Genomic DNA, 24,305 nt, shown 5'->3' with positions numbered 1-24,305 from the left:
CTGGTCGGCGGCGCGAGACTCCTGCCGTGCGGGCGATGGCGTCAACGGTCGCGGTCGTGCCGACGGCCTCGGTTTCGCGGCGGCACTGCACCGACGCGAGCATCGACCGGCAGTACACCGACACGCACGGCCAGATCCTGGTCGGGTTCGCGTTCGCGCACCTGATGGGGTTCAAGCTGCTGTCCCGGATGAAGAACGTCGCCCACCAGAAGCTGGCCCGCGCAGGCGCCGACGACCCGGTGCCGGACTGCCTGGCCGAGATGGTGTCGGACAAGGTCATCAACTGGGAGCTGATCGCCCAGCAGTACGACCAGATGGTCAAGTACGCGACCGCGCTGAAGCTGCGCACCGCCGAGGCCGAGCATGTGCTGCGCCGCTTCACCCGCGGCGGCCCCAAGCACCCCACCTACCGGGCGATCGAAGAGCTCGGCCGGGCGGCCAAGAGCGTGTTCATCGCCGAGTACATGGCCTCTGAAGAGCTGCGCCGGGAGATCCACGAAGGACTGCAGGTGGTGGAGAACTGGAACTCGGCCAACTCCGACCTGTTCTACGGCAAGGCCGGCACCATCCCGGGATCGGACAAGGAGAACCAGGAGGTGTCGATGCTCGCGCTGCACCTGCTCCGGTCCGCCCTCGTCTTCGTCAACACCCTGCTGGTCCAGTCGATCCTCAAGGAACCCGAGTGGGCCGAGCGGCTCACCGACGCCGACAAACGCGGGCTGAGCCCGCTGTTCTGGTCACACGCCAACCTGTAGGGGACCATCGAGATCGACATGGACCGCCACCTCGGCCTCGCCGCGTGACCAGCTGGCCGCCGCAGCGGCGGCCAGCGCGGCGTAGGCGGTGGACCTGCAGCGGCGTATGTGGAGGTCAACGGTCAGAGTCTCCGCGTACAGGGCCACGATCCTGCGGACATCCTCCCCGCCGTGGCCCGCGGCGCTGACGTATCCGGTGCCGCCCCACACCTCGCTGCCGCGTTCGCAGTTCTCCTCGCAGCTCACAGCCTCTTACGAACACCGTCCAGGGCGCGGGGCCTCAAATCCGTTGACTCTTCCGCCGGCCCCCCAGTGAACAAGATCACAATCGCGACCTATCCCGCCCATGCCCACGAGACGAACCGTGATCATGTAACTGGCCTCCCCGCCGAAGGAACCGCGTGTGCCGTATAGAAGCCATCCGGCCCGTCGTTTTCGCGGGGGAGTGTCATCACAAACGATCCGTCCGCTCGGAAAGATAAGGACATCCATGAAGAAGGTTCTGCTGTCGAGCGCGGCCGCCGCCGTGTTCACGGCCACGGGTCTCGGCCTGGCCGGCACCGCGTCCGCCGCCACGCCAGCCCCCCAGTCCCCCACCGTGTCGGCCGCCAAGCACTGCGGCACGGGCTACCAGCTCAAGGCGCGGTACAACGTCGGGATCCGCAAGAAGCCGACCATGTCGAAGAAGGGCAACCCCATCCTCGGCACGTTCCTCGCCAACGGGCGATGGGTCTGCGAAGACAAGTACGACCTGCACGGCGGAAAGTACAAGTACACGGGCAAGTGCAAGCACAGGCCGGAATTGAGCGGCTACAAGAACGTTTGGTCCCACATCACCTACCGGCAGAAGAAGAACAGCCCAACGATCAAGGGCTGGGTTCCCACCGACTGCGTTGCGTGGCAGTGGCTCGGCAAATGACGTGATGAGCTCCTGAGCTCGTACGACTCTGACCTGCACGCCGCCCAGGACCGGGCCCGCGCCGCAGGCTGACCCGGCCCGCACCCTCATGCACCGGCCCCGCGCCGCCCTGCGGCGCGGGGCCGGCCGCTGTCCGGGGACCACGCAGCGCTGTTTCTCGAGGCCTGGCCGCCGTCTGATCATTCTGCGAGAGCTTGGTAGGCGGTGGACCGGCCGATCTTCAGTGTGCGTGCGGCCTCGGTGACACTCACGCCGTCGTTGACCAGGCGCCGTAGCGTGGCCAACTCGGCCGGGCCGACCGTTCGGGGGCGTCCAGTGGGTTTCTTGCCGGGCAGCATCCGCCCCTCGGCCTCGCGGCGCTTGGCCGCGGCGATCCCTTCGGCCTGGCGCTCGGCGCGCAGCTCGTGCTCGTACGTACGGGCCCGCGTCCAAGGCCCGGTTCCGGAACGCGGTGACCTGCTCATCCAGGACTTTGGCTGACCTGACTTTTGGAGATGTTCTTGATGCCGAGCTGGTCGACCAGCTTGTCCACCCGCCGGGTCGAAACCCCCAGCACATAGGAGGTGGCGACCACCGAGACCAGCGCCTGCTCGGCGCGGCGGCGGCGTTCCAGCAGCCACTCGGGGAAGTAGGAACCGGTCCGCAGTTTCGGGATCGCCAGCTCGATCGTGCCCGCCCGGGTGTCCCAGTCCCGCTCTCGGTACCCGTTGCGCCGGTTGACCCGCTCGCCCGAGCGCTGCCCGTACTCCACGCGGCAGATCGCGTCGGCTTCGGCGCTCATCAGCGCCTCGGCCATGGTCTTGACCATCGATCTCAGCAGATCCGGCTCACACGCCCCGATCTGCTCGGCGAACCAGCTTGCAGGGTCCACACTGTCACTGACGGCCATCGCGTTGGTGTCCTTTCGATCTTGAACTGGCTAATCGAAAGGATCACGCGGTGGCCGTCTCAGTTCACGACGCCACGCCTGTCACCAGCGGAAACTCGTACACCACGCCCGTGGACGCAACCGCGGTGATCTTGAGGCCTGGCGTGGCGAGGGTCTTGGCGTACGTTTCGGTTCCGATGCGCCCGGACGTCCCCGTCGCTCGTTGGGTGTTCGGTCGTAGCTTGCGCGTTTGTGCCCGTTGAGTTCTTAAGTGGCCCTCCGCTCGGGTCCGTGCGACCAGCCCCAAAGTAGCTGTGCGTAGTTGTGGTTACTGGTGGTGAACGGTGATGGGTCTTTGCAGGCCCTGAACTCCTGAAGCTGTTATGAAGTGCAAAGTGACGCGCCGGTAGGTTGTTGGCGGCCTTACGGGTTCGGTTGGTGCGTCAGGAGTGGTCGACCGAGGATCTGATCGGGTCGTGGACGCTGGTCGGCAATGACCGGCAGCCGATAAGGCCATGGACGAGCGTACGACCCTGAGGGCCCTCATCCAGTTCTGACGCTTCGCCAACCCGCCCTGAGCTGGGGCGATTTCAGGTCATCCACGGGCTGCCGCACGATCATGGCGAGATGCTGGACAGTGGGTATTGGAGTCGTCTCCCGAGGCGGGAGGGGGCTACCTACTGGGCGGCGAAGCAATAAAAAAGGGCAAGGGGGATATCCGCTCCTTGCCACTACCAACATATAGCGCATGGGGGGCCTTGCCACAAGGCCCCGGTCATACCGCACAATCACCCCTCGACGCCGGAACGTACGGAAAGTGGGGGCTGCGGAATGCGCGTTGTGTTGGTGACCTACGGGTCGCGCGGGGACGTCGAGCCGATGACGGGGCTGGCGCTGCAGCTAAAGGCTCTCGGCGTTGAGGTGCGGGTGTGCGCGCCGCCGGACTTCGCGGAGCTGCTGGACAGTGTCGACGTGCCACTGACTCCCGTCGGCTGGCCGATCCGCGCGCTGGCGACGGGGGCGGTCCCCGGCAAGGCGCAGGCGCGCCTATCCGACATCGCCGCCGAGCTGACCGCCATGGCCTACGAGGCGGTCGCCGGGGTGGCCGAGGGTTGCGGCGCGGTGGTGGCCACCGGCTCGTTCCCGGCCGTGGCCGGTGCGCGGGCGGCGGCCGAGAAGCTGGGCGTGCCCTATGCGTTCACGTCCTTCTCCCCGTGCTACCTGCCGTCGCCGCACCACCCGCCTCGCCCCTGGCCGGGCCAGGTGATCCCCGCGGAGGTGACCGACAACCGGGGGCTGTGGGACCTCAACGCCGAGCACAAGAACGCGCTGTTCGGCGACACGATCAATACCCACCGGACCTCGATCGGCCTGCCGCCGGTGGACGGCATCCGCGACCATGTCTTCACTGACCACCCGTTCCTGGCGGCTGACCCGGTCCTGGGGCCGTGGCAGGAGACGCCGGAGCTCGACGTGGCACAGACCGGTGCATGGATCCGGCTGGACGAGCGCTCGCTCCCGGCCGACCTGGAGGCGTTCCTGGCCACCGGTGCAGAGCCGGTGTACGTGGGCTTCGGCAGCATGTCGATGCGGGGCGCGAACGCGCAGGACGTCTCCCGGGCCATCATCGAAGCGGTCCGGACGCAGGGTCGCCGCGTCCTGCTCGGGAGCGGCTGGGCCGACCTGGCCCTGATCGACGACCGGGACGACTGCTTCGTCGTCGGCGAGGTCAACCAGCAGGCGCTGTTCCGCCGGGTGGCCGCGGTCGTGCACCACGGCGGCGCGGGCACCACGACGACGGCGGCCCGTGCCGGGGCGCCGCAGGTGCTGGTACCCCAGGTCGCGGACCAGCCGTACTGGGCGGGCCGGGTAACCGAGCTGGGCATCGGCACGGGACACGACGGTCCGACGCCGACCGCCGAGTCGCTGTCGGCCGCACTCAAGATCGCCTTGGCCCCCGAGACCGGTGCCCGCGCGGCCGTCGTGGCCGAGACGGTCCGCACCGACGGGGCGGAGCTGGCCGCGAAGCTTCTGCTCGACAAGATCGGCCGGAGCGGGTCCGCGGTGTCCGCGGGCTGATCCCCCCGGAGGTTGCGCGGGCGGGCACCCCGCCTGTCCGCGCGTGCCCGCGGCCTGGTCGGGGCCGCCGTCCCCAGCTCACCCCCGACCAGGCCACGCCCGCCCAGCAGGCCCTCCGCCTTCAAATGCGCCAGCAGTTCCTGCCGCACGCGGTCGACCTGGCGCTTCCTTCTCGCACACGTTGATGGCTAGCCACTCCGCCGCCTTCTCCGCGTCCGGGACCGAGCACTCCCTGAACCCGAAGAACTTACGAATGTCAGCCCGATGAGCCTTGATCGTCCGGCCATCCCATTCGTAGGGCCCCAACTCGGACGCAGGCACCAGCCGGGCGACATAGGCGACAGCCTGGTCCGGGATCTCGCCGCGACCCATCGGGAAGCGGCCGTGCACCGCATAGAACCTGAGCAGCAGCGCGAACCCGAGCTTCGTCGCGCCCCGCCGGCCGGACAACTGCTCCAGCTCATCCCCGACCAGCGTCCAATGCCCGATCAGCTCGTCATCGTCCAGAACACGCGCCACGAAGCTATCCGGCCCCTGCAAACAGGCGGCATCCAGGCCGCCGCAAACCCTACGTGCCCGGATCAATACTGGCTGCATCTGATCAGACACGCCGGGATCAGCGAAAGATTCTCAAGCAGTGACAGAAGGCCCCGCTGGCCTGGTCCGACACCATCGCGTGTACCTGGTGGCACGAGTCTTACCGACACCCCAGGTGTCCTCTCGCATCCAATGTGAGGCATGCATGCCTTCTTACCTGGGTGCCTCAGATTCGATGAGACGGTCGGGCCGCGGATGTCTCATTAGATCTGAGGCAAGTCGTCGGATCCAACCTGGTTCGTAGGCCTCCGGCGGCAGTGGTGATCCCGGGTCCGGCTTGAGCTCGTCTTTGATCCATCGGACCAGTGGGTCGTAGTAGCGGTGGTAGGCGTAGGGGTCCCAGCGGTAGCGGGGGGCGACGGTGCGGCGAAGCTCGGCGAGGAAGATGTCGAGCTGAGGGCCGTCTTGGAGTACTCCGGCGTAGTACCGTCTGGCCCGTTCCGGCATGCGGTCGAGATCTTCGAGGGGCGAGAACGGCTCGGTTGGTGGTTCGACGTTGAGGTTGTCGTGCAGCGCCCGGGATCGCCAGGTCGGCGACGCCAGCAGCCGGGTGAGCGCGATGATCTGCGGGTAACGGGAGGCTTCGGCCGTGGGACCGTCGCGATAGTAGATGTCACCGTGTCGATGGAAGGTGGCCATCAGTCGGTGGTAGTCGCGGGCGAATTGGCCGCCGCGGCTGTGCCACTCGGTGCAGATCAAGTGGGCGCTGCCCAGGGCGAGGCGTACTTGGTCGCGTCCGTGATGCTTGATGAGGCGGCGGTGTCGCCGGTTGGCTGCGAGGATTTCGGGCTGTTTGGTCAGGCTCGGCTGGGCTGTGTCCGGTGATAGGGCGTCTCCGATCCAGCGTTGGTGCCGCCTGCAGAGGAGGTCTTCGTGTCGGCTCCAGCGCCATGCGTGTTCCCCGATACGCAGCTCATCGGTGCGTGGTGATGCCGGAGGAGTGCACTGGTAGCAGGCGGGACGTCGAAGGCCGCCGGGGATGGGACGTCCGGTGATGCTCATGGCGACCAGGTCGGTAGGGCCACAGAGTTCGAGCATGGCGTAGTGCAGGGAGTCCAGCGGATATCCGGTCACGGTGGCCAGCGCTCTGGCCTGGATCGGTGCGGCTGGGTTCTTGCTGCCGGTGAGGTGGGCGTGTAGGTCGTCGTTGTGCAGCCGGTTGGCGTGGGCGAGCCGGGAGGCGTATGAGTCGAGGGTTTCGTCGAGGATCGGGGGAAGGACGCGGGGCAGGCGGCGTCTGGGCCGGGCGGGGAAGACCTCCATCGTCAGCCCGTTGACCGTGTCCGCGTCCGGGAAGGTGCAGGCATGGCTTCTTCGGCGGCGTGATCGAGTTGGATGGTATCCAGCAGCTGCCGGGTGATCTGTTCGCTCTCATCGAGGATCGCTTTGATTGCGGCGGCTCGGACGAGGTGCGACAGGCTGCTGATCACCCCACTGGTGCGCTGGTGGAGGTATTTACTGAGTCCGACCAGGGTGCCGGTGGTGTGGTCGTGCAGCCGGAGCGTTTGTTCGAAGGTCGCGACGAGGTCTTTCCATTCCTGTTTGTAGGGGAAGGAGCCGGTGCGGGTGAGCACGCAGCGGGCCGCGATCTGCTTGCCGCGCACTCCGGTGAACAGTCCTTCGCGTTCGACGTTGATGCCGGCATAGACGAACGTGGCGGGCAGGTGTTCGGTGAAGTACTTCAGATGGTCGGACATGTCCTCGCCGGCGCTGGTGCCCAGGTTGAGGTTGTGGATCTCGTCCACGATGACCAGGTCGGTGCGGGCGTCGGTGAGGACTTGGCAGACGACATCGGCGATGTCGGTGACGTTGTAGCGGGGCTTGACGATGGCCGGCAGGCCGAGGAAGCGGGCGAATTCGGCGGCGAGCTTGCGCGGGGAGCCCTTCGGTGGCGTGGTGACGTAGACGACGGGGATGCGGTCGTCCTCGGGATACTGGGTGCGGACCCGGAGTTCGTGGGTGCGGCCGAGCTGTTTGATCGCGGTGCTCTTGCCGGTCGCCCATGCTCCGGAGACGATCAGTCCGCGGCGGGCGCCGATCTCCCGCTGGTTGAGCAGCATCAGCAGCCGGCCTTGGTGGGTGACCTCACGGACCGTGGAGGTCTTCACAACCACCAGTTCGGAGTGGTAGCGGATGCGTGCGTCGTCGTAGGCCAATCGCTGCTCGGGCGTGAGCGAGGCGCGAGCGTCATCGGGCAGCAGATCGAGGTTGACCGGGTCTTCTTGGACGAAGCGGCGCCAGCCTTCCAGGGTGATCGTGGGAGGCCGCCGCTCCCCCACGATCGGCGGGTCGGTGAGGTTCACCACCAGTTCTCCGCTTCCTTGCGGGCGTCGTAGACGCCAAGGGGGATGACTTGGGCACCGGGCTCGTCATCGGCGTCATCGATGGCTTCGACCGGCTCGGCCGGGGCAGTGAGGTCGTCGGGCGGTTCGGGGCGGGGCCAGGTCGGTTCGGCGGTGGCCCGGGTGCGTGCGGCGACCCTCTGATCGCGTTTGTCCATCCGGGTGGGTCCGCGTTCGGCCCGATCCAGCAGGTCGTTGACCGCCTGGGCGATCTCGGCCTCGGTGGCCGGGTCCGTGCCGCGGTGGGCCAGAAGCTGTCGGGCGCGGTCCCATGCGTGATCCCCGAACGGCACTGGAGCGGTGCGCAGGTGCCGCCAGGTCCCGACCAGCCAGCCGCCGTCGTGGTGGTTGCGCACCCAGATCCGGGAGACGTCATAGGGGTCGTAGTGCACTTCCCACCGCCCCTGATGAGCCTGGACGCCTGATGATTGTCCTCGGTAGCCGTTGAAGTCTTCGGAGTCATAGACGCGGTGATCGATCTTCACGCCCCAGGCGTTAATCGCCCGCCGCTTCACCGGCAGCAGCTCGATGTAGTCCTCCGCCTCCAACGGCACCGCGACATATCCGGCCGCGGCCACCAGCGCGGCGTACTTCTCGTTAGGCGTGAGCGGCTTGGCCGGCATCGCCGCATCTCGCAGCCCATCGTGCGGACGGTTCTGCCAGCACGCCACGATCCATTCATCCAGCAGGGCCTGCAGTTCCAGCAGCGACCACGCCGCCTCCGCGTCGGCGTTCTTGCCGCGACGCTCGACCGACGAGCCGAGGTAACCCGCGACGTACTGGCAAAACAGCGTGCCCACCGACTGCAGCGTGCGCTCGATGATCGGCTTGTCCGTCGGCGTATCCGGGTGCGCCGGATAGACATTGATCCCCAGCGTGCGGCATGCCGAGGTGAACGCCCGCGAGAGGTAGACCTTGCCGCGATCACACACCATCGACTCCGGCACGATCACCGGCCGGGCCGCCGCGTCCGCCAGACGCTGGTCGATCTCCGTCAGCGCCCGGTGCGGCAGCACCGATCGTGACATCCGCAGCGCCTCCGGCCAGCCCGGCCGCATCGGCTCGGGCGTCATCGCCTTGGCCAGCAGCAAGCTGGCGTCCACCGCCTTGGTCGTCGGGCGCAGCACCGCGGCGGCGACGGTGCGGGTCGCCACGTCCACCATGCCGGTCAACTCCACCCGCCCGACAACGCCGTCATCGAGCACCACCGCGACATCCAGCGGCGTCGAATCGATCTGCACCAGCTCACCGGGACGTGCCGCACTCAGCGTGCCGAACGGCCCCTCCGGGCGGTTGGCCAGCGATCGGCGAGTGCGGGCCGACCCCAACGTGTGCCGACCGGCGCTCACCACCGCCAGCAGGCGGTAAAACGTCGCCTTGGACGGCAAGGGGACCACACCAGCCCCGTGCTCTTCGGCGATGATCTGTTCCATCCGGCGGCGCAGCCGCTCGGCGGTGCCGGTCGAGCGGTCGGTCTGTTCGACGACCGCCGTGCGCAGCGCGGCCACGACACGCTCATCGACCCGCCCCGTGGCGGCAGTGCGCCGGGCCGCGCGGTGATCCACCAGACCCCACACGCCCTGCCGCTGATAACGCAGCCGCAACCGCTGAAGCGTGCTCAACCCGACCGCGTGCCCGCCAGCGGCCAGCTCGGCGACCTTGGCTTCCTCGCGTTGCCGCAGTGAACGGGCCTGCGGATCGTACTCCGTCTGCGGCCGCGCACCCTCGGCCGGATTCGGGGGCAGCCCCGTGATCACCTCGATCAGGTGCCGTTCCCACCAGCGGGCCTGTTCGACCACCCGTTTAGGCAGCGCCTCCAGCAACCCCTCTTGCGGCACCCGGCCGCGTCGTTCGATCGAGGTCACGACCTCGAACTGAGGGTCGCCCAGCAGATGGGGCAGCGACACCGCCGACTGTTCTCCGGTCTCATCGACCAGGTGCACCACCTGGCCCGACAAGCCCATCACCACGTGATGCGCCCCGTCGAAACAGATTGTGTCGCCCACCCGCAGCACCGCCGGGCGCCTCGCGGTCACGAGCCATCACCAGCGCGAACCACCGATCCCGGTCCCAGTACCCGGGAGGTGACATCGGTCGTCAACTCCTGCCGCCACAGCAGGTGGAACAACGTCGGCAACACCGCGATCGGATCACCGATCATCCCGGCGCCGGCCATCAACGGCCGTGGCTCGGCAAACACCTCCCGGCAGACCCCAGCGAATCGCGGCGAGCAGCAGCGCTCATGCCGGTAACCGGCCAGCCACCGCAGGTTCGCCGCCATCACCGGGTCCAGCACACCGACACGGCGAAACACCCAGCCCACCGCCTCACACGCCTCAGCCATCGCCGCGAACTGCTCCTGGGAGGCGGTGTCCACCAGTTCATCCGGACGCACATCGATCACCACGCCGGTGCCGTCGACTAACCGCGCGAAGTAATCCGGCACATGCCGGCGCCTGTGACCACCAGCGGCCCAGCTCAACACGAACGGCTGCGATGCGAACGAAGCGACCTCGCGGTCGAAGTCCAGCCACATCGCCTGATCGCGTTCCACCCACGACTCGAACCCGACGTGACGGCCCACCGATGCAGCGAACCAGACCCCCGTAAAGTTCTTCTGCCCCTTAAACGACCGCAACGCCCGCACCGGCCGGCCATACTCGAACGGCACCGACCACGCCCGTTCCAACGGCTCCCGCTGCTCGCGGCCAGCCTCATCAACGAACGTGACCTCATACTCGGTGCCCGGCAGCCGCTGCGCGACCGACAGCGAACCACCCATCGGCACCTTCCCGACCGTCGCCTCTCGTTTTAGTTGGCGAGGCGTCTCCCTGGCTGAACTGCGGTTCGCCACGTGCCTTGTTCGTTATTACCGTTCATGTCTCTCATTTGAAGTGGCGGTTTCCACGATAGGTGCGGGTCTTGGCAGACCCGCGCTCATGACCCGCCGTCCCGAGGCGGCGGGTCGTAGTAGCCCGGACCCGCGATCAAAACGCCGTCGAAACACCACCGGTCAGCGCTCGGGAACGGCTCCCCCAAATCGCGGGACATCCCGACCGACAACTCCCGCACGACCACGCCGTGACCCACGTCGTCATCCACGTCGTAGCGGGCACCCAGCTCCGCGATCACCTGCCTGGCAGGCACCGAGAACACGTCCATGCCCAGCAGGAGCACCCGCGCCTGCGGCTCCACATCGGGGTCCTCGAAGGCCCGGGAGATCTCGACCGTCTGCACCACGCCCGCGGACCCGCAGAACACGTGAGCACTAACACCCGAATCCCACAGCTGCCAATCCAGCGGCTCAGCCCCCGGATACGGAGCAAACGGCCGCGGCGTTCCCCACGCCGCCAGCGCCCGCCCCGCCTCCTCAAACGACATCCCCAGCGACACCGGGCCAGCAGCCCGCAGCGGATCCAGCTCGATGATCAACGGCGACACTCCGCCTCCAAATCTCGGGAATACCCCCAAGAATCACTTCAGATGCGCTGGACCAGCTGGGAAACCACCATCACTCCGCCAGGTCACCTGAGAAGACCAGGTCCAGCGCGATCCGACACCAACCCTTCCCGCCACACGTGCCTCGACTGTAGCGAGACAGCCACTCCTCTGCCTCAGATTCGATGAGACTGCCTCAGATTCACTGAGTCAGGACACCAGGACAACGGAACAACTACTCACACCCGCGGCCGTTCCGGCGCGGCCGGAGAGTGGTTGATAACAGTCATTCTCATTCACTCTCTAGATCACAGATAGTTTAGAGTCATCTATCGCGAAACGAGTTTCGAGTATCGTGAAACGAATGTCTGCTAGCGTTTGGATCATGACTGACGCCTCCACCAGCACCGAGGACCCCGCCCCCGACCGTGACGAGGTCGCCGAGGCCTCCTCCGTTCCCGCGCTCACCGCCGCCGGCGGACCAGACGACGCCACGGCTGGCCATGAGCGGGAGGAGCCGGCCCCGCACGGGCGCTGCCAGGTGTGCCGGGCGCCGCTGCCCGAGCCGGTGCGCCGTGCCGACGGCCGCTACAAGGGCGGCCGGCGCCGGCTGTACTGCCCGCCGCCCAAGGACTGCAAGGAACGCGCCCAGGCCCTGCGGGATGCACGGGTGGCCGAGGCGCTCGGTGACCCGTTGCGGCTGGTGGCGGCCGTGGCCGAGGAGGCTGTCCCGGCCATGACCGAGACCCAGGCGGTGCTGACCAAGGCCATCGAGGGGTTCGCGGCCATCACCGGCGTCACCACCGCGCAGGCCGCCGAGGTCAAGGCCGAGGCGGCAGTGGCCCGGGAGGAGGCGGAGGCGGCGCGCCGCCGTACCGACGAAGCCGAGGAACGGGCCGCCCAGGCGGCGGCCCGCAGCGAACAGGACCGGGCTGCGCGGGCCAAGGCCGAAGACGCGGCCGCCCAGGCCCATGCCGAGGCCGAGCAGACCAGACAACAGGCGGCCGAGACTGTAGCCGTCCACCGGCAGGCCGCGGTGAACGCCGAACGCGCGGCAGCGCTGGCCCGCCAGGCCGAACAGTCCCTGGCAGCACGCCTGGAGGAGACCGCCCAGAACCTGGAAAAGGAACGTCAGGCCCGCGAGCAACTCACCGCCCAGCTCGCCCAGTGCCGCGCCGAGCTGGCCGCGGCGCAGGCCGCCGCACAGGCCGCCCAGGCCGACGCCCGCACCGCATGGCAGCGGTCCGAGACCGCCGAAGGTCAGGCCGCCGAGGCCCGGCAGAACGCCGCGGCGATGACGGCGCTGGCCGACCGCGCCGAGCGGGCCGGTCTAGAGCTCACCCGGCAGGTCGATGAGCTGCGGCGGGAGGCCGAACACGCGCGCGCCGACGCCCATCGCCTGGCCGCCGAGATCGAGGCCCTGCGCAGCGACCGGGATACCGCCCGCGCCGACGCCGCAACCCAGCGCGAACGCGCCGTCCAGGCCGAACTGCGCGCCCAGGCTGCTCGAGAAGAAGCCCAGGCCGCCCGCGAAGAATTGGCTGCGCGCGGACATCCAGCAGAATCCACCCCGCCGGCGACCGCGTAACTGAGCCACCCCGGGTTCTATGGAGACCTCAGTGGTTGGCTCCAACCGCCTCGCGGGGTTGGTGCTGCGCGTAGTAGGTGGCTTCGAATTCGTCGGGTGGAACGTCCCCGATGGCGGTGTGGATCCGCTGGGCGTTGTACCAGTCGACGTACTCGGCGGTGGCCAGTTGCCCCGTCGTTAACGACAGGCCGTAGCACGGCGGCGCGCCCGCACCACGCGCGAGATGTCAGGGCCCGGATACCGCGGGTATCCGGGCCCCGTTGTCACGCGCGGGGGCCCGGTGGTGTCTTCATGTCGGACAGGCCAACGTATGCACGTACAAGGAGAACATCATGGCGCTACGCGTCCCGAAGGCGGAGCTCCCCACCGAGCTCAGGGAGAACATGATCAAGCAGCTCGGCGAAGTGCCCGAGCCCGTCGAGGTGGTGTGGCACAGCCCCAAGGTCGCCACGTCCAATCTGGAGTTTTCGGCCAAGGTGGGCGAGTGGGATGCGGCCGACGCGAGCCTCAAGTCGTTCGCGCACATGGCCGTCGCGGCACAGGTCGGCTGCAGCTGGTGCCTCGACGTCGGCTACTTCCAGGCGCAGAACCAGGACCTGGACCTGGCCAAGGCGAGCCAGGTGCCGCGCTGGCGGGAGTCGGAGGTGTTCACCCCGCTGGAGCGGGACGTGCTGGAGTACGCCGAGGCCATGACGAACACCCCGCTGACCGTCACCGACGAGCTGTACGGAAGCCTGCTCGAGCGGCTCGGCCCGGCGGCGATGGTCGAGCTCACCGCGTTCATCGCCTTTGTCAACATGGCGACCAGGAACAACAATGCGAACGGGGTCACGTCGCAGGGCTTCTCCGATGCATGCGAGATTCCGCTGGCCGCGCGTCCTGAGAAGTCCGGCGTAACGGCGACGGCATGACCGAGGATCCGTTCGTGGCCCATCGCAGCCTGCTGTTCACGGTCGCCTACGAGATGCTCGGGTCGGCGGCCGACGCGGAGGACGTGTTGCAGGAGTCCTGGCTGCGGTGGGCCGACGTCGACCACTCGCAGGTGCACGACCCGCGGGCCTACCTCGTCCGAACCGTCACACGGCAAGCGCTCAACCGCCTGCGAACGTTGTCGCGCAGCCGCGAGGAATACGTTGGCGAGTGGCTGCCGGAACCGCTGCTGACCAGCCCTGATGTTGCCGAGGACGTCGAACTCGCGGAGAGCGTCTCGATCGCGATGCTGACCGTGCTGGAAACGCTCGGGCCGGCGGAGCGGGCGGTGTTCGTGCTCCGCGAGGTCTTCGAGATGCCGTACGGCGAGATCGCCGAGGCCGTCGGGAAGTCAGCGGCCACGGTGCGGCAGATCGCGCGGCGGGCCCGCGGGCATGTGGCGGCCCGGCAGCCGCGGATACAGGTGAGCCGGTCGGAGCAGCAGGCCGTGGTGGACCGGTTCCTGACCGCGTTGCGAACCGGGCAGGTGCAGGAGCTGATGGAGGTCATGGCACCGGACGTGGTCCTGATCGCCGATGGCGGCGGGCTTGCGGCCGCCGCTCCGGCTCCGGTCCACGGGGCCGAGCTGGTGGCGAAGCTGCTCGCGCGTCCGAACCGGGTGGTGTCGGCCGTGTGGCTCAACGGCGCGCCTGCGGGCCGGATCGAGATCGACGGCCGGGTGGCCGCGGTGAGCCTCGTGGTGGAGAACGGGCGGGTCACCCGGATCCACGCTATCGCGAACCCGCGGAAACTGACGCGGCTGGATGAACCGGCAGAACTCGCCAGGTAGGCCCGCTGCTGCTCTGGCGCCGTGGGTGTTCCGGGCCGTGAGAACCGCCCGGAGCACCCACGAGCGCACAGCAGCCAGAGGTTGACGTACCTCGATGCAGGCTCACGCCGCGCAGCCGGCATCCGCCCCGGCCCGTGTGGATCGTGCAGGCGATCCTGGCCGCCATGTTCGCCATGTCCGGCCTGGGGAAAGTCCTCCAGTCGAAGGACAAGCTGGCCGGCAAGTATCCGTGGATGCAGGACGTCTCCCAGTCGACGGTGCGGTTCATCGGAGTGACGGAGTTACTCGGCGCGATCGGGCTGATCGTGCCGGCCGCGACCGGAATCGCACCCGTCTTGACACCGATCGCCTGGACCGGGCTGGCGGTCATTGTGGTCCTGGGCGCTGCCATGCACATCCGCCGCAAAGAGCCGTCCGGAGTGGCGGTCACCGCCGTCCTGTTCGTTCTCACCGCGCTCGTCGCCTGGGGTCGATTCGGCCCCTACAGCTGGTGACCGCCCCAGCGGCGCAATATCCCGAGCAGTACAAGCCCCGCAGGAGACGGAGATCCCGCAGCCCCCACGGGCCGCCGGCGCCCGGTGAATGAACCACCTCGCCCGACACCATCACCGGATGCTGGACGGCGCAAGCGAGCAGACCATCGCGACCATGCCGGCCCCGCTGCCCGAACCCGCACGCATGGCCTATCGGAACGAGTGGCAGCCCGCGTACGCCGCCAGATCGGTTCGGTCGGTCCCGACTTGCGCTCGTGAATGTTCTAGTTGTTATATATCAATGCAACTAGCTCCGGCCGGGGGTTTGGATGATCTTGACGCTGAACGTGGACGGCGAGACGCCGCTCTACCAGCAGCTTCGCGACCGCATCGTCGAGGCGATCGCGGAGGGTCGGTTGCGGACCGGCGACTCGCTGCCCACCACGCGTCAGCTCGCCGCCGATCTCGGCATCAACATGCACACGGTCAACAAGGCCTACGACCTGTTGCGTCAGGAGGGCCTCGTCCGGCTGGGCCGTCGTACGGGCGCGGTCGTCATCCGCGACGCGGACGGCGGGCCGCCGGCGGCGGGCGTCACCGAGGACTGGGAGGCCCGGACGCGAACCCTCCTCGCCGAGGCCGCCGCCAAGGGACTGTCCCAGGAGCAGATCCGGCAGCGCGTGCAGGCCATTCTCGAGCGTTTCCCCGCCGCCTCACCGGATCGGCCGATCACTGAGAGCCGTTCATGATCACTTCCATCCTCATCTCGCTCTTCCCCGTTCTCCTGATCGGCGCTCTGCAGTGGCTGACGCCGTCGCTCGTCCCGGCCACGACGCCGTTCGGCGTCCGTATCCCCGGCGACCGGGCGGACACGCCGGTCATCGCCGCGCAGCGGCGGCGATACCGCCTCGGCACGGCCATCGTGACCGCCGCCGCAGCCGCGGGTGTGATCCTCGCCGCCGGCCACCCCGCGTCGGGCGCGGTCGCCGGCGGCGCCGAGGTCGTCGCGGGCGTCGGGCTATACCGTCTCGCGCGCGGGCGCATCATCGCGGTCAAGAGGTCCGAGGACTGGTTCGGCGGACACCGACAGGTCGTGGCGGCAGACACCTCGCTCCGGACCGATCCGGAACGCTATCCGACGTCCTGGGCCGTGCCCTTGGTCCTGCTCCTGGCGGGCACGGTCGTGGCGGGGGTCGTGGAGTACCCGCGAATGCCCGCGCGGCTTGCGACCCACTTCGGGCAGGGCGGGCACGCCGATCACTACGCGGCGAAGTCGATCGGCTCGGTGTTCGGGCCCGTCCTGACGCAGGCCCTGGTGACGGCGCTGCTGCTCGTCCTGCCGCAGGTCGCCCTGCGCGGAAGGGCACTACTGGACGCCGAGAGTTCATGCGCGACGGTACGGCACCGCCGTTTCGTCTCGGCGACCGCGCGGGCGCTGCTGGTCCTGGCCGTCTGCGTGAACGTGACCTTCCTGTTCGCCGCGCTGGTGACCTGGGGTCTGATCACGGTGTCCGGATCCGTCCTGGTCGCGGCGTCCGTCGCGCCCGTCCTGGTCGGCACGGCCGTCGTCCTCGCGGTCGCTCTGCGCACCGGCCAGGGCGGCAGCCGGCTGCGCCTCGGAACCCCCACCGGAGCGGGCGGCGGGGACAGGGTGGTCAACCGGGACGACGACCACCTCTACCGGTGGGGCTTGATCTACTACAACCCCGACGACCCGGCTCTGTTCGTGCCCAAACGGTTCGGGGTCGGCTGGACCGTCAACATGGCCCGGCCGCTCGCATGGGTGCTCCTCGCCGCCACGGTCGCGGCGGTCGCCCTCGGGCCCCTGCTCGGCTCGTACGCGCGTTAGCGATGTCCCGTCATCCGTTCAAGGAGAACCCGATGCCGCAGATGGTCCCCTCACCCGTTCACCGAAGCGCCATCGCGCTCCTGGCGGCCTCCGTGCTCGCCTGTGCCTCCTGCTCCGGTCCCCGCGATGTCGCCAGGACAGGCGTCACGAAGGTGAGCCGTACCGTCGACGCCGACACGCGGGAACTCGGCTTCCGCAGCGGTCCCGACACGCTGCCCGCGACGTTCGAGTCGCCCTCCCAGAGCAGCGGCCAGGCCCCCGGCGCCCTGATCATGTCAGGAAGCGGGCCGACCGACCGTAACGGCAATGATCCGCAGTTCCCTCACCTGGACACCAATCGCAACTTCGCGACCGTACTGGGCAGGGCCGGTGTCGCGTCGCTCCGTTACGACAAGATCGGCTCGGGTGCCGCCGGCCTCGGTGCCCACCCGGGCGGACGCGGGATCGACTTCGACCTGTACGCGCAGGAGGCGCTGGATGCCTACCGGACCCTCGCAGACCAGCCCGGGGTCGATCCGCGTCGGCTCATCGTGGTGGGTCACAGTGAGGGAGCGCTGTTCGCGCTCTGGTTGGCCGTCAAGCTGAAGGGCTCGCGCGAGGCGGTCTGCGGGCTGGTCCTCGCCGCACCGCTCGGCCGTCGCTACCTCGACGTACTGTCGCGGCAGCTCACCGCGCAGTACCGCGAGGCGCAGAGGTCGGGGAAGCTCACCGCGCAGACAGCGACGGCCTACATCCGCGACATGCGGGCAGCCGTCGCGACGATCCGGAAGACCGGGGCCGCGCCGAAGCACTTCGCCGATCCGGCGCTGGCGTCGCTGTTCAGTCCGGTGAACGTGGCGTTCCTGGCGCAGGCCGACCGTCAGGATCCGGCTGCGCTGGCACACCGCCTGACGCCCGGCCTCCCGGTACTCGTCCTGCGCGGGACCAAAGACGTCCAGGTGGACGCCTCCGACATCGGCCATCTCATGAGCGGTCTGTCCGCCGACCATGCCGCCGTACGCGCCGATATCCCCGATGCCGACCATCTGTTCAAGGTGGTCGCTGGGGTGCCGAACCCGGCCACCGACTACCCCGACGCCGGTCGGCCGTTCGCGCCCCAGGTCGCCTCTCGGCTGAGGGTGTTCCTGCGCGGAGTCAGGCCGCGTCCATGACGATGCCGTACGGTCCGGGCCGACGAGCCGTTGCCGGGCGGTGTTCCTGGGTTCGCCGACCCCCGGGTACGACGCGGCCACGCCAGACCGTCGGGCCTGATCGCACGACCCGAGCGGAGGGCCGATTCCCGGGGTGCCGGAACACGCCTCGTCAGATCAGGGCGGACGCGTCGCCGATGGCCTGGTCGAGGATGGCCAGGCCGAGGGAGATCTCCGCTTCGGTGGCCGTCAGCGGCGGCGCGATCCGGAACACTCCGCCCATGCCCGGGAGCTGCACGATGTTCATGTGCAGGCCGAGTTCCAGGCAGCGCCGGGTGACCAGCGCGCCGAGCTCGTCGGAGCTGCGTTTCGTCTCGCGGTCCACGACCAGCTCCAGCCCGGCCAGCAGGCCGCGGCCACGGATGTCCCCTACCACCGGCTGCCGCTGCGCGATCTGTTCGAGGCCGTCACGCAGGAAGGCGCCGAGCTCGGTGGCGCGCGAGTCCAGCCGGTCCCGGGTCAGCACGTCGAGGACGGTGTTGCCGACCGCGGCCACCAGTGGGTCCGCAACGTGGGTGGTGAAGAACAGGAAGCCGCGGTCGTGGGCCTCCTGCTCGATCTCGGCGCTGGTGATCACCGCCGCGAGCGGGAGCCCGGCCCCGAGCGTCTTCGACAGCGTGAGGATGTCCGGGACGATGCCGTCGCGCTGGAACGCGTACCAGGTGCCGGTGCGGCAGAGCCCGGTCTGGGCCTCGTCGAGGATCAACAGCATGCCACGCTCGCGGCATTTCTCCCGCAGTGCGGCGAAGTAGCCCTCAGGCGGCTCGATGATCCCGCCCGAGCTGAGGATGGGCTCGACGATGCAGGCGGCGAGGCTGCCAACGGACTGAGCGTCGATCAGCTCGAAACCGAAGTCCAGCTGCCGCCGCCAGTCGTGTTCACCGTCGGCGGTGGTGAAGTCGGGCCGGTACGCGTTGGGTGCGGGGATGGCGAAGTTGCCTGGTGCAGCGGGGCCGTAGCCCTTGCGGCCGGCGCTGTAAGTGGCGGACGCGGCGGCCTGCGTCATGCCGTGCCACGAGCGGGCGAAGGACACGATCTCATGCTTGCCGGTGACGAGCTTCGCCATCCGGATCGCGGCCTCGTTCGACTCCGCGCCGGTGGTCAGCAGCAGGGCCTTCTCCAACGGTGACGGCAGCATCTCGGCCAGCCGCCGGGCGAGGTCGACGACCGGGCGGCTCAGCATGCCGCTGAAGAGGTGGTCGAGCCTGGCCACCTGCTCCCGTACGGTGCTCACGATCTCCGGGTGCGAGTGACCGAGGATCGCGCTCATCTGGCCGGAGGTGAAGTCGAGGATCTTCCGGCCGTCCTCCGTGTACAGGAAGCTCCCGGCGGCGCGGTCGATGATCTCGCGGGTGAACTCGCCGGCGCCGGCGTAGCGCACGAGGTGCCGGTCGGCATCGGCCCAGAACACGTCGGCGGACAGCGGGGCGGAGGTCGGAATAGCCATGCCGACGACGGTAAGTGCCCGCCGAGCAACACGTCCATCTCACAATCCTGGCTTTCCTGTTCGGTTGAACCGCACAACAATGCTCTCGTGACTCTCAACCCGTGGCGGCTACGGCTGCTGAGTCAGCTCGACACGCTGGGCACCGTGCGCGCGGTCGCCCAGGCCGCGAACCTGAGCGCGTCGAGTGTGTCGCAGCAGCTCTCCGTGCTCGAAGCCGAGACGCGCACGCAGCTACTCGAACGCACCGGGCGGCGGGTGCGGCTCACCCCGGCCGGGCTCATCCTCGCGCGCCGGGCGCGGTCGATCCTCGATCACATGGCCGCGGTCGAGGCGGAGCTGCGGAGCCTCGGCGAGGAGCCGTCCGGGCTGGTCCGGCTGGGCGCGTTCCAGAGCGCGATCCACAGCCTAGCCGTCCCGGCGGTCATCCGGCTCGCCGAGGCGCACCCGCACCTCGACGTGGAACTGCTGGAACTGGAACCGCACGAGAGCATGCCCGCCCTGCGCGTGGGCGACGCCGATGTCATCATCACGACCACGGACTTCGTCGAGCAGCCGCTGGGCCCCGACCTTGACATCGTGCCGCTGGCGACCGACCCGATCGTGCTCGTGGTGCCGCCCGGCCACCCCGCCTCGGCCCGTGGTCCGGCCGACCTCGCCGCCCTCGCGGACGAGCCGTGGGCGTTCGACATGCCCCAGTCGTACATGGCGAACCTGGCGACCCGCCTGTGCCGCGAAGCCGGGTTCGAGCCACGGGTGGTGTGCCGCTTCAGCAACTACATGATGACCCTGCAACACGTCGAAGCCGGTCTTTCGATCGCGCTGCTGCCGGGCCTGGCCGTCGACCGCCGGTACCGCGTCGCCATCCGCGAACTCGCCGCCCCCGTCACCCGGACCATCACCGCGGCGATCCGGCGCGGCTCGCCTCCACGGGCGGCGGTCAACGTCGTCCTTGACGCGCTCCGCCACCATCCGGATCTTCCGGGACTGACGGCTCCCATCCCTCCCGAGAGTGGTTGATCTTCGCCGGGCGTCGACGCCGAAGGCCCCCTCCCCTGGTGAGATGTGGGCGGCGGCCGTGGCGGTCAGGTTCCGCAGAGCTCGGCGAAGCGCCGGGCGTCGATGTTGCCGCCCGAGATGATCACTCCGACGCGGGCAGGGATCCGGTGGATGCGACCGGACAGCAGGGCGGCCAGCGCGGTGGCGCCGCTGGGCTCGATGACGATCTTCAGGCGTTCGAAGGCCATCCGCATGGCTTCGCGGATCTGGTCGTCGGTGACCAGGGCGATCTCGTCGACCAGCCGCTGGTTGATGGAGAACGTCAGCTCGCCGGGGATGCCCGCGGCCTGCCCGTCGGCGATGGTGCGGGGCACGGGTATGGAGACACGCCTGCCCGCCTCCAGGGACCGCTTGGTGTCGTCCCCCGCCTCCGGCTCCACGCCGATCACGTGGATGCCCGTGTCCAGGGCCTTGGCGGCGGTGGCGCTGCCGGCGATGAGCCCGCCGCCGCCGACCGGAACGACGAGCGCGTCGAGGTGCCCCACCTCCTCGATGAGTTCGAGCGCGGCGGTGCCCTGGCCCGCGATGACGTGCGGATGCTCGTACGGCGGGATGAGCGCCAGGCCGCGGTCGGCGGCCAGGGCCTCGCCGATGGCGACCCGATCGCCGTTGTAGCGGTCGTACGTGACGATCTCAGCGCCATACCCGGCGGTGGCGTCCATCTTGGATCGCGGGGTGTCCTGGGGCATGAGGATCACCGCGGTCGTGCCGAGTTCCCGCGCGGCGAGGGCGACGGCCTGGGCGTGATTGCCCGAGGAGTAGGCGGCGATGCCCTTGACCGCCTGCTCGGGCGCCAGGCGGGAGGCGGTGTTGTAGGCCCCGCGGAACTTGAACGCTCCGACGCGCTGGAAGTTCTCGCACTTGAGGAACACCTCGGCGCCGACGAGCGCGTCGAGGGTGCGTGAGCGCAGCACCGGCGTGCGGTGTGCGACGCCTTTGATCTGCGCGGCGGCGTCACGGACGTCGTCGAGCGTGACCGGTGGTGAGTTCGTCATGCTTCACCCTTCTGTGGAGGTGGTGCCGTCGGGTGAGGACGCGGCCCGGGCTTCGGCGAGGTAGTTGTAGGCGGAGGCGCGGGAGATGCCGAGCCGCGCCGCGACCTGCCGGGCGGCGCCCCGTACGGCGAAGACACCCCGGTCGTTCAGGTTGCGGAACAGCTTCAGGCGCTCGGCCCGGCTGAGGTCGGCCCAGGACTTGTTCTGCCGCAGCTGGTGGTCGTCGACGATGGCGTCCACCACGGAGCCGATATCGTCGCCGAAGGTGGTGGTCGGCACGGCGGCCGGGCCGGTGACGCCGGCGATCTCGCCGATCAGGGCGTGTGCCTGGTTGACGGCGGTGATGTCGAGGTTGAGGCACAGGGCCCCGAAGACCGTCCCGGCCGAATCGCGCAGCACCATCGTGGACGACTTGACCATCTTCCCGGTTCCGGTGCGGGTGATGTAGTTGAGCTCGTCTCTCGCCTCGTCGCCGCGGGCGAGGATGCCCATGCCGATCTCGCTCATCGCTCCGCCGGCGCTGCGCCCGGTGACCGATCCGGCGATCGCTGCCACGGACGTCTCCGGACGACGGAAGTCGTGGATCACCACCTCGCAGAACGAACCCAGCGTCGCGGCGATGCCGTCGACCACCGGTGCGAGCGCGGCGATGATCGCATCCTGTTCCCCGGCCCGATCAGCCGGCTGCGCCACGACCATTCCCCGCCCCTTCTCCGCACTGATCGTCGGAACGCTCGTCGGCCTGCATGCTAGCGAAGATATAGATAATCAGTCCAGCCGATGGACACGCAGTCCAAACCGGGGGTCCGGCCAGGGATGCCGGCTCGCTGAGGACGGTGACAGCAGGCGTCAGGACCTGTGCCACGATTGCCGAGATATGGATCTCGAAGCGGTGGTCGGCGAGGGCATGGTGGAGATCCCCGGCGGAGAGGTCGCGCTGCGGGACGAGGGCACGGACCGAAGCTGGAAGGTCGAGGTGGCGGCCTTCCAGCTGGCCGCATGCGCCGTCACCCGCGCCCTGTATCGCGACGTCGTCGGCGAGACATCCGGGGAGACGGCCGAGCGGCGCGCGCCGGTGACCGACGTCTCCTGGCGCGAGGCCGTCCGGTTCTGCAATCGGCTCTCGCGGGCGACCGGGCTTCGGCCGTGCTACTCGGGAGGCGACGACGTCGACGGGCAGGACGTCGTCTGGGACCGGGACGCCGACGGTTATCGCCTGCCGACCGAGGCGGAGTGGGAGTACGCCTGCCGGGCCGGGAGCTCGGGCGTCCGCTACGGCGAGCTGGACGAGATCGCCTGGTATCGGAAGAACTCCGGCGGCAAGGTGCACGAGGTCGCGACCAGGAAGCCGAACGCGTGGGGCCTCTACGACATGATCGGCAATGTGTGGGAGTGGTGCTGGGACGTCTACGATCCGGATGTCTACGGCCCCTACCGCGTCTTCCGCGGAGGAGGCGCGCACGACCGTTCCTGGGGATGCCGGGCCTCCTCCCGGCGTAAGAGCCATCCGACCCTCCGCATCGATGACCTGGGGTTCCGGCTCGCCCGCTCACATTGAACGACGCGCCTCACGCCCCTGTCCGGCGGGCCAGCAGATAGGCCCGGCGCGTGTCGACCTCGCCGGCGTAGGGCATGCGCTCGGTTCGCATCTCCACGCGGAATCCGGTCTTCTCGAGGACATCGACCACGTGGGCGGGCTCGAGGAACCGGAAGTCGATGCTCACCTCGTGACCCCACCATTCGTTCATGTGCCTCACCTCCGAGCCGATGTGGAAGGAGACGAGGAACAGGCCGGAGGGGCACAGCGCCCGATGGGCCTGCTGGAAGGCGCCACGCAGTTCGGAGGGGTGCAGATGGATGATCGAATAGAACGCCACGGCCGACCCGAACTCACCGTCCGCGGCGGGCAGCGCCAGCAGGTCCCCTTCGCGGAACTCCACGGCCGGATGGTCCTGGTGGCCGACCGCGACCATGGCGGCGGACAGGTCGACGCCGACCGTACGCACGCCGCGTTCGGCGAGCCAGCCCGCCACATGCCCCGGACCGCACCCCAGGTCGGCGATCGGGGCGTCCGGCTCGGTCTGCTCGATCAGACACGCCAGCAGCGCCCGGTCCAGCGGCTTGCCGGCGAGCTCGTCGCGGAAACCGGCGGCGTAGTGCTCGGCCACGGCGTCGTAGCCGTGGCGGACGGAGTCGTGTCCTCCATGGCCTTCCACGGCGGACAGCATCGCACGGGACAAGGACGGTCGAACGCGAGCCGGCGGTGAGTTCCATGAGGCGCGGCGGCGGGTCCGATCAGCTCGTCGAAGCCGTGTATGGACTCATCGGTGGGCGTCGGCCTGCGGATCGCTCCCGTGCCGTGGTGGTTTCTCGGTCGGGAACAGGATCATGCTCAGCAGGTGGGGGCTGCGGCCCGGTGCGGGTTCGTTGGCCGCCCTTGACGCGAACACGTCACTCAGCGCCCCGATCATCTCGGTGAGTTCGTCGGGGTTCAGCCAGATGGTGCCCTGCCGGTAACCCACGGAGTCGGCGGTGGGGTCGGCTCCGTCGCGGTCGAGGTAGGTGTTGAACTCGGCGTGCAGGGCGGCCATGGCCGCGGTGAAGCCCTGACGGTGGTCGTCCAGCGACATCGACGCGGCCGCGTCGGCGTCGATCGTCGCCCGCTCGCGGCTCAGCCGGTAGTGGCGTTCGACGGCGCCGTGAACGCGCTGCTCGTCGGCGACTTCCAGCAGTCCCGCCTCGGCCAGCAGGCCGACGTGCCGGTACACGGTGGTCTTGGGGACGTCGGGCAGGCGAGCGCACAGGTCGGAGGTCGTGCGGGTGCGCCCGCCGGACATGGCGTGCACGATGCGCAGCCGCACCGGATGCAGGAGCAGCTCGAGGGTGTCCATCTCCCGATATTCCCATGTTTGGTACTGTTCCCAAACTTAGGAATGCACAGGTGGTGGCG

At 69.0% G+C, this 24,305-nt stretch carries 25 protein-coding genes and 1 pseudogene; 12 read left to right on the top strand and 14 right to left on the bottom strand.

Translation table 11 applies throughout. From position 1 onward, the window contains the following. The first annotated feature begins 35 nt into the window (after positions 1-35). Positions 36-755 carry a Tn3 family transposase gene (locus NE236_RS03530; RefSeq protein ID WP_252840311.1) on the top strand — a complete coding sequence of 240 codons (720 nt, stop codon included), beginning with the start codon at positions 36-38 and terminating at the stop codon, positions 753-755. Here NE236_RS03530 and NE236_RS03525 read toward each other — a convergent pair. Beyond that, complete coding sequence (locus NE236_RS03525; RefSeq protein WP_252840310.1) at positions 738-1,001, bottom strand: hypothetical protein; 264 nt, start codon at positions 999-1,001, stop codon at positions 738-740. The genes NE236_RS03530 and NE236_RS03525 overlap by 18 nt on opposite strands. A gap of 244 nt (positions 1,002-1,245) precedes the next feature. Between NE236_RS03525 and NE236_RS03520 the strand changes: the two genes are divergently transcribed. Continuing rightward, complete coding sequence (locus tag NE236_RS03520) at positions 1,246-1,674, top strand: hypothetical protein (RefSeq protein WP_252840309.1); 429 nt, start codon at positions 1,246-1,248, stop codon at positions 1,672-1,674. 179 nt (positions 1,675-1,853) lie between these two features. On the opposite strand, the gene NE236_RS03515 is transcribed toward NE236_RS03520, so the two are convergent. Both NE236_RS03515 and NE236_RS03510 read right to left on the bottom strand, forming a co-directional pair. Beyond that, complete coding sequence (locus NE236_RS03515; protein ID WP_252840521.1) at positions 1,854-2,012, bottom strand: helix-turn-helix domain-containing protein; 159 nt, start codon at positions 2,010-2,012, stop codon at positions 1,854-1,856. A 76-nt stretch (positions 2,013-2,088) separates the two neighbouring features. Then, a pseudogene (locus NE236_RS03510) lies at positions 2,089-2,563 on the bottom strand (transposase); the annotation flags it as partial. A gap of 810 nt (positions 2,564-3,373) precedes the next feature. Between NE236_RS03510 and NE236_RS03505 the strand changes: the two are divergent. Continuing rightward, positions 3,374-4,621 (top strand): glycosyltransferase, encoded by a 1,248-nt coding sequence (locus tag NE236_RS03505; protein ID WP_252840308.1) that lies wholly within the window; start codon positions 3,374-3,376, stop codon positions 4,619-4,621. Between the two features lie 78 nt (positions 4,622-4,699). Here the strand turns inward: NE236_RS03505 and NE236_RS03500 are convergent, their stop codons facing one another. From NE236_RS03500 to NE236_RS03475, 6 genes are all read right to left on the bottom strand, one after another. Next, positions 4,700-5,230: a DUF4158 domain-containing protein gene (locus NE236_RS03500; RefSeq protein WP_252840307.1), complete on the bottom strand. Its 531-nt coding sequence runs from the start codon at positions 5,228-5,230 to the stop codon at positions 4,700-4,702. A 141-nt stretch (positions 5,231-5,371) separates the two neighbouring features. Then, complete coding sequence (locus NE236_RS03495) at positions 5,372-6,481, bottom strand: TniQ family protein (protein ID WP_252840306.1); 1,110 nt, start codon at positions 6,479-6,481, stop codon at positions 5,372-5,374. Between the two features lie 2 nt (positions 6,482-6,483). Next, entirely contained in the window at positions 6,484-7,524 is a 1,041-nt protein-coding gene (locus tag NE236_RS03490) for a TniB family NTP-binding protein (protein WP_252840305.1), read from the bottom strand. Then, entirely contained in the window at positions 7,518-9,566 is a 2,049-nt protein-coding gene (locus tag NE236_RS03485; RefSeq protein WP_252840304.1) for a Mu transposase C-terminal domain-containing protein, read from the bottom strand. Before NE236_RS03485 ends, NE236_RS03490 begins: the two co-directional genes overlap by 7 nt. A gap of 26 nt (positions 9,567-9,592) precedes the next feature. Beyond that, complete coding sequence (locus tag NE236_RS03480; protein ID WP_252840303.1) at positions 9,593-10,342, bottom strand: TnsA-like heteromeric transposase endonuclease subunit; 750 nt, start codon at positions 10,340-10,342, stop codon at positions 9,593-9,595. Positions 10,343-10,497: 155 nt separating this feature from the next. Further along, positions 10,498-10,992 carry a hypothetical protein gene (locus NE236_RS03475; protein WP_252840302.1) on the bottom strand — a complete coding sequence of 165 codons (495 nt, stop codon included), beginning with the start codon at positions 10,990-10,992 and terminating at the stop codon, positions 10,498-10,500. Between the two features lie 391 nt (positions 10,993-11,383). Between NE236_RS03475 and NE236_RS03470 the strand changes: the two genes are divergently transcribed. The 7 genes from NE236_RS03470 to NE236_RS03435 all read left to right on the top strand — a co-directional run bounded on the left by NE236_RS03470 (position 11,384) and on the right by NE236_RS03435 (position 17,818). Then, on the top strand, positions 11,384-12,586 hold the full coding sequence (locus tag NE236_RS03470; protein ID WP_252840301.1) for a hypothetical protein: 1,203 nt from the start codon (positions 11,384-11,386) through the stop codon (positions 12,584-12,586). 332 nt (positions 12,587-12,918) lie between these two features. Beyond that, complete coding sequence (locus NE236_RS03460) at positions 12,919-13,497, top strand: carboxymuconolactone decarboxylase family protein (RefSeq protein WP_252840300.1); 579 nt, start codon at positions 12,919-12,921, stop codon at positions 13,495-13,497. Beyond that, positions 13,494-14,345, top strand: a complete 852-nt coding sequence (gene sigJ / locus NE236_RS03455) for an RNA polymerase sigma factor SigJ (protein WP_252840299.1) — start codon at positions 13,494-13,496, stop codon at positions 14,343-14,345. Before NE236_RS03460 ends, sigJ begins: the two co-directional genes overlap by 4 nt. 134 nt (positions 14,346-14,479) lie before the next feature. After that, positions 14,480-14,839, top strand: coding sequence for a DoxX family protein (locus NE236_RS03450; RefSeq protein ID WP_252840298.1), 360 nt, complete (start codon positions 14,480-14,482; stop codon positions 14,837-14,839). Positions 14,840-15,147: 308 nt separating this feature from the next. Continuing rightward, positions 15,148-15,567, top strand: coding sequence for a GntR family transcriptional regulator (locus tag NE236_RS03445; protein WP_252840297.1), 420 nt, complete (start codon positions 15,148-15,150; stop codon positions 15,565-15,567). Further along, positions 15,564-16,667, top strand: a complete 1,104-nt coding sequence (locus NE236_RS03440) for a DUF1648 domain-containing protein (protein WP_252840296.1) — start codon at positions 15,564-15,566, stop codon at positions 16,665-16,667. The genes NE236_RS03445 and NE236_RS03440 overlap by 4 nt, the downstream gene beginning before the upstream one ends. Before the next feature lie 32 nt (positions 16,668-16,699). Next, positions 16,700-17,818 carry an alpha/beta hydrolase gene (locus tag NE236_RS03435; protein ID WP_252840295.1) on the top strand — a complete coding sequence of 373 codons (1,119 nt, stop codon included), beginning with the start codon at positions 16,700-16,702 and terminating at the stop codon, positions 17,816-17,818. A gap of 151 nt (positions 17,819-17,969) precedes the next feature. On the opposite strand, the gene NE236_RS03430 is transcribed toward NE236_RS03435, so the two are convergent. Beyond that, the gene (locus NE236_RS03430) at positions 17,970-19,304 is read right to left on the bottom strand and encodes an aspartate aminotransferase family protein (RefSeq protein ID WP_252840294.1); all 1,335 of its coding nucleotides are present in this window, start codon (positions 19,302-19,304) and stop codon (positions 17,970-17,972) included. A gap of 87 nt (positions 19,305-19,391) precedes the next feature. Between NE236_RS03430 and NE236_RS03425 the strand changes: the two genes are divergently transcribed. Further along, positions 19,392-20,321, top strand: coding sequence for a LysR family transcriptional regulator (locus tag NE236_RS03425; RefSeq protein WP_252840293.1), 930 nt, complete (start codon positions 19,392-19,394; stop codon positions 20,319-20,321). 65 nt (positions 20,322-20,386) lie between these two features. Here the strand turns inward: NE236_RS03425 and NE236_RS03420 are convergent, their stop codons facing one another. Next, a complete protein-coding gene (locus NE236_RS03420; RefSeq protein WP_252840292.1) occupies positions 20,387-21,355 on the bottom strand; it encodes a pyridoxal-phosphate dependent enzyme in 969 nt (322 codons plus the stop codon). Between the two features lie 3 nt (positions 21,356-21,358). Further along, positions 21,359-22,054, bottom strand: a complete 696-nt coding sequence (locus tag NE236_RS03415; RefSeq protein ID WP_252840291.1) for a helix-turn-helix transcriptional regulator — start codon at positions 22,052-22,054, stop codon at positions 21,359-21,361. Between the two features lie 208 nt (positions 22,055-22,262). Between NE236_RS03415 and NE236_RS03410 the strand changes: the two genes are divergently transcribed. Next, positions 22,263-22,913, top strand: coding sequence for a formylglycine-generating enzyme family protein (locus NE236_RS03410; RefSeq protein ID WP_252840520.1), 651 nt, complete (start codon positions 22,263-22,265; stop codon positions 22,911-22,913). A gap of 10 nt (positions 22,914-22,923) precedes the next feature. On the opposite strand, the gene NE236_RS03405 is transcribed toward NE236_RS03410, so the two are convergent. Further along, positions 22,924-23,571 (bottom strand): class I SAM-dependent DNA methyltransferase, encoded by a 648-nt coding sequence (locus tag NE236_RS03405; RefSeq protein WP_252840290.1) that lies wholly within the window; start codon positions 23,569-23,571, stop codon positions 22,924-22,926. Between the two features lie 105 nt (positions 23,572-23,676). Further along, the gene (locus NE236_RS03400; protein WP_252840289.1) at positions 23,677-24,246 is read right to left on the bottom strand and encodes a helix-turn-helix domain-containing protein; all 570 of its coding nucleotides are present in this window, start codon (positions 24,244-24,246) and stop codon (positions 23,677-23,679) included. Positions 24,247-24,305: the final 59 nt, after the last annotated feature.

Source organism: Actinoallomurus purpureus (assembly GCF_024055795.1).
Classification (GTDB): Bacteria; Actinomycetota; Actinomycetes; order Streptosporangiales; family Streptosporangiaceae; genus Actinoallomurus; species Actinoallomurus purpureus.
This window is presented reverse-complemented; position numbering and strand designations above follow the sequence as displayed.

What these genes read in the sequence shown, in the direction of transcription:
- NE236_RS03530 (WP_252840311.1), top strand. Translation starts at nt 36, where the DNA reads ATGGCGTCAACGGTCGCGGTCGTGCCGACGGCCTCGGTTTCGCGGCGG.
- NE236_RS03520 (WP_252840309.1), top strand. Translation starts at nt 1,246, where the DNA reads ATGAAGAAGGTTCTGCTGTCGAGCGCGGCCGCCGCCGTGTTCACGGCC.
- NE236_RS03515 (WP_252840521.1), bottom strand. Translation starts at nt 2,012, where the DNA reads ATGCTGCCCGGCAAGAAACCCACTGGACGCCCCCGAACGGTCGGCCCG.
- NE236_RS03505 (WP_252840308.1), top strand. Translation starts at nt 3,374, where the DNA reads ATGCGCGTTGTGTTGGTGACCTACGGGTCGCGCGGGGACGTCGAGCCG.
- NE236_RS03495 (WP_252840306.1), bottom strand. Translation starts at nt 6,481, where the DNA reads ATGGAGGTCTTCCCCGCCCGGCCCAGACGCCGCCTGCCCCGCGTCCTT.
- NE236_RS03480 (WP_252840303.1), bottom strand. Translation starts at nt 10,342, where the DNA reads ATGGGTGGTTCGCTGTCGGTCGCGCAGCGGCTGCCGGGCACCGAGTAT.
- NE236_RS03470 (WP_252840301.1), top strand. Translation starts at nt 11,384, where the DNA reads ATGACTGACGCCTCCACCAGCACCGAGGACCCCGCCCCCGACCGTGAC.
- NE236_RS03460 (WP_252840300.1), top strand. Translation starts at nt 12,919, where the DNA reads ATGGCGCTACGCGTCCCGAAGGCGGAGCTCCCCACCGAGCTCAGGGAG.
- sigJ (WP_252840299.1), top strand. Translation starts at nt 13,494, where the DNA reads ATGACCGAGGATCCGTTCGTGGCCCATCGCAGCCTGCTGTTCACGGTC.
- NE236_RS03445 (WP_252840297.1), top strand. Translation starts at nt 15,148, where the DNA reads ATGATCTTGACGCTGAACGTGGACGGCGAGACGCCGCTCTACCAGCAG.
- NE236_RS03440 (WP_252840296.1), top strand. Translation starts at nt 15,564, where the DNA reads ATGATCACTTCCATCCTCATCTCGCTCTTCCCCGTTCTCCTGATCGGC.
- NE236_RS03435 (WP_252840295.1), top strand. Translation starts at nt 16,700, where the DNA reads ATGCCGCAGATGGTCCCCTCACCCGTTCACCGAAGCGCCATCGCGCTC.
- NE236_RS03430 (WP_252840294.1), bottom strand. Translation starts at nt 19,304, where the DNA reads ATGGCTATTCCGACCTCCGCCCCGCTGTCCGCCGACGTGTTCTGGGCC.
- NE236_RS03420 (WP_252840292.1), bottom strand. Translation starts at nt 21,355, where the DNA reads ATGACGAACTCACCACCGGTCACGCTCGACGACGTCCGTGACGCCGCC.
- NE236_RS03415 (WP_252840291.1), bottom strand. Translation starts at nt 22,054, where the DNA reads ATGGTCGTGGCGCAGCCGGCTGATCGGGCCGGGGAACAGGATGCGATC.
- NE236_RS03410 (WP_252840520.1), top strand. Translation starts at nt 22,263, where the DNA reads ATGGTGGAGATCCCCGGCGGAGAGGTCGCGCTGCGGGACGAGGGCACG.
- NE236_RS03400 (WP_252840289.1), bottom strand. Translation starts at nt 24,246, where the DNA reads ATGGACACCCTCGAGCTGCTCCTGCATCCGGTGCGGCTGCGCATCGTG.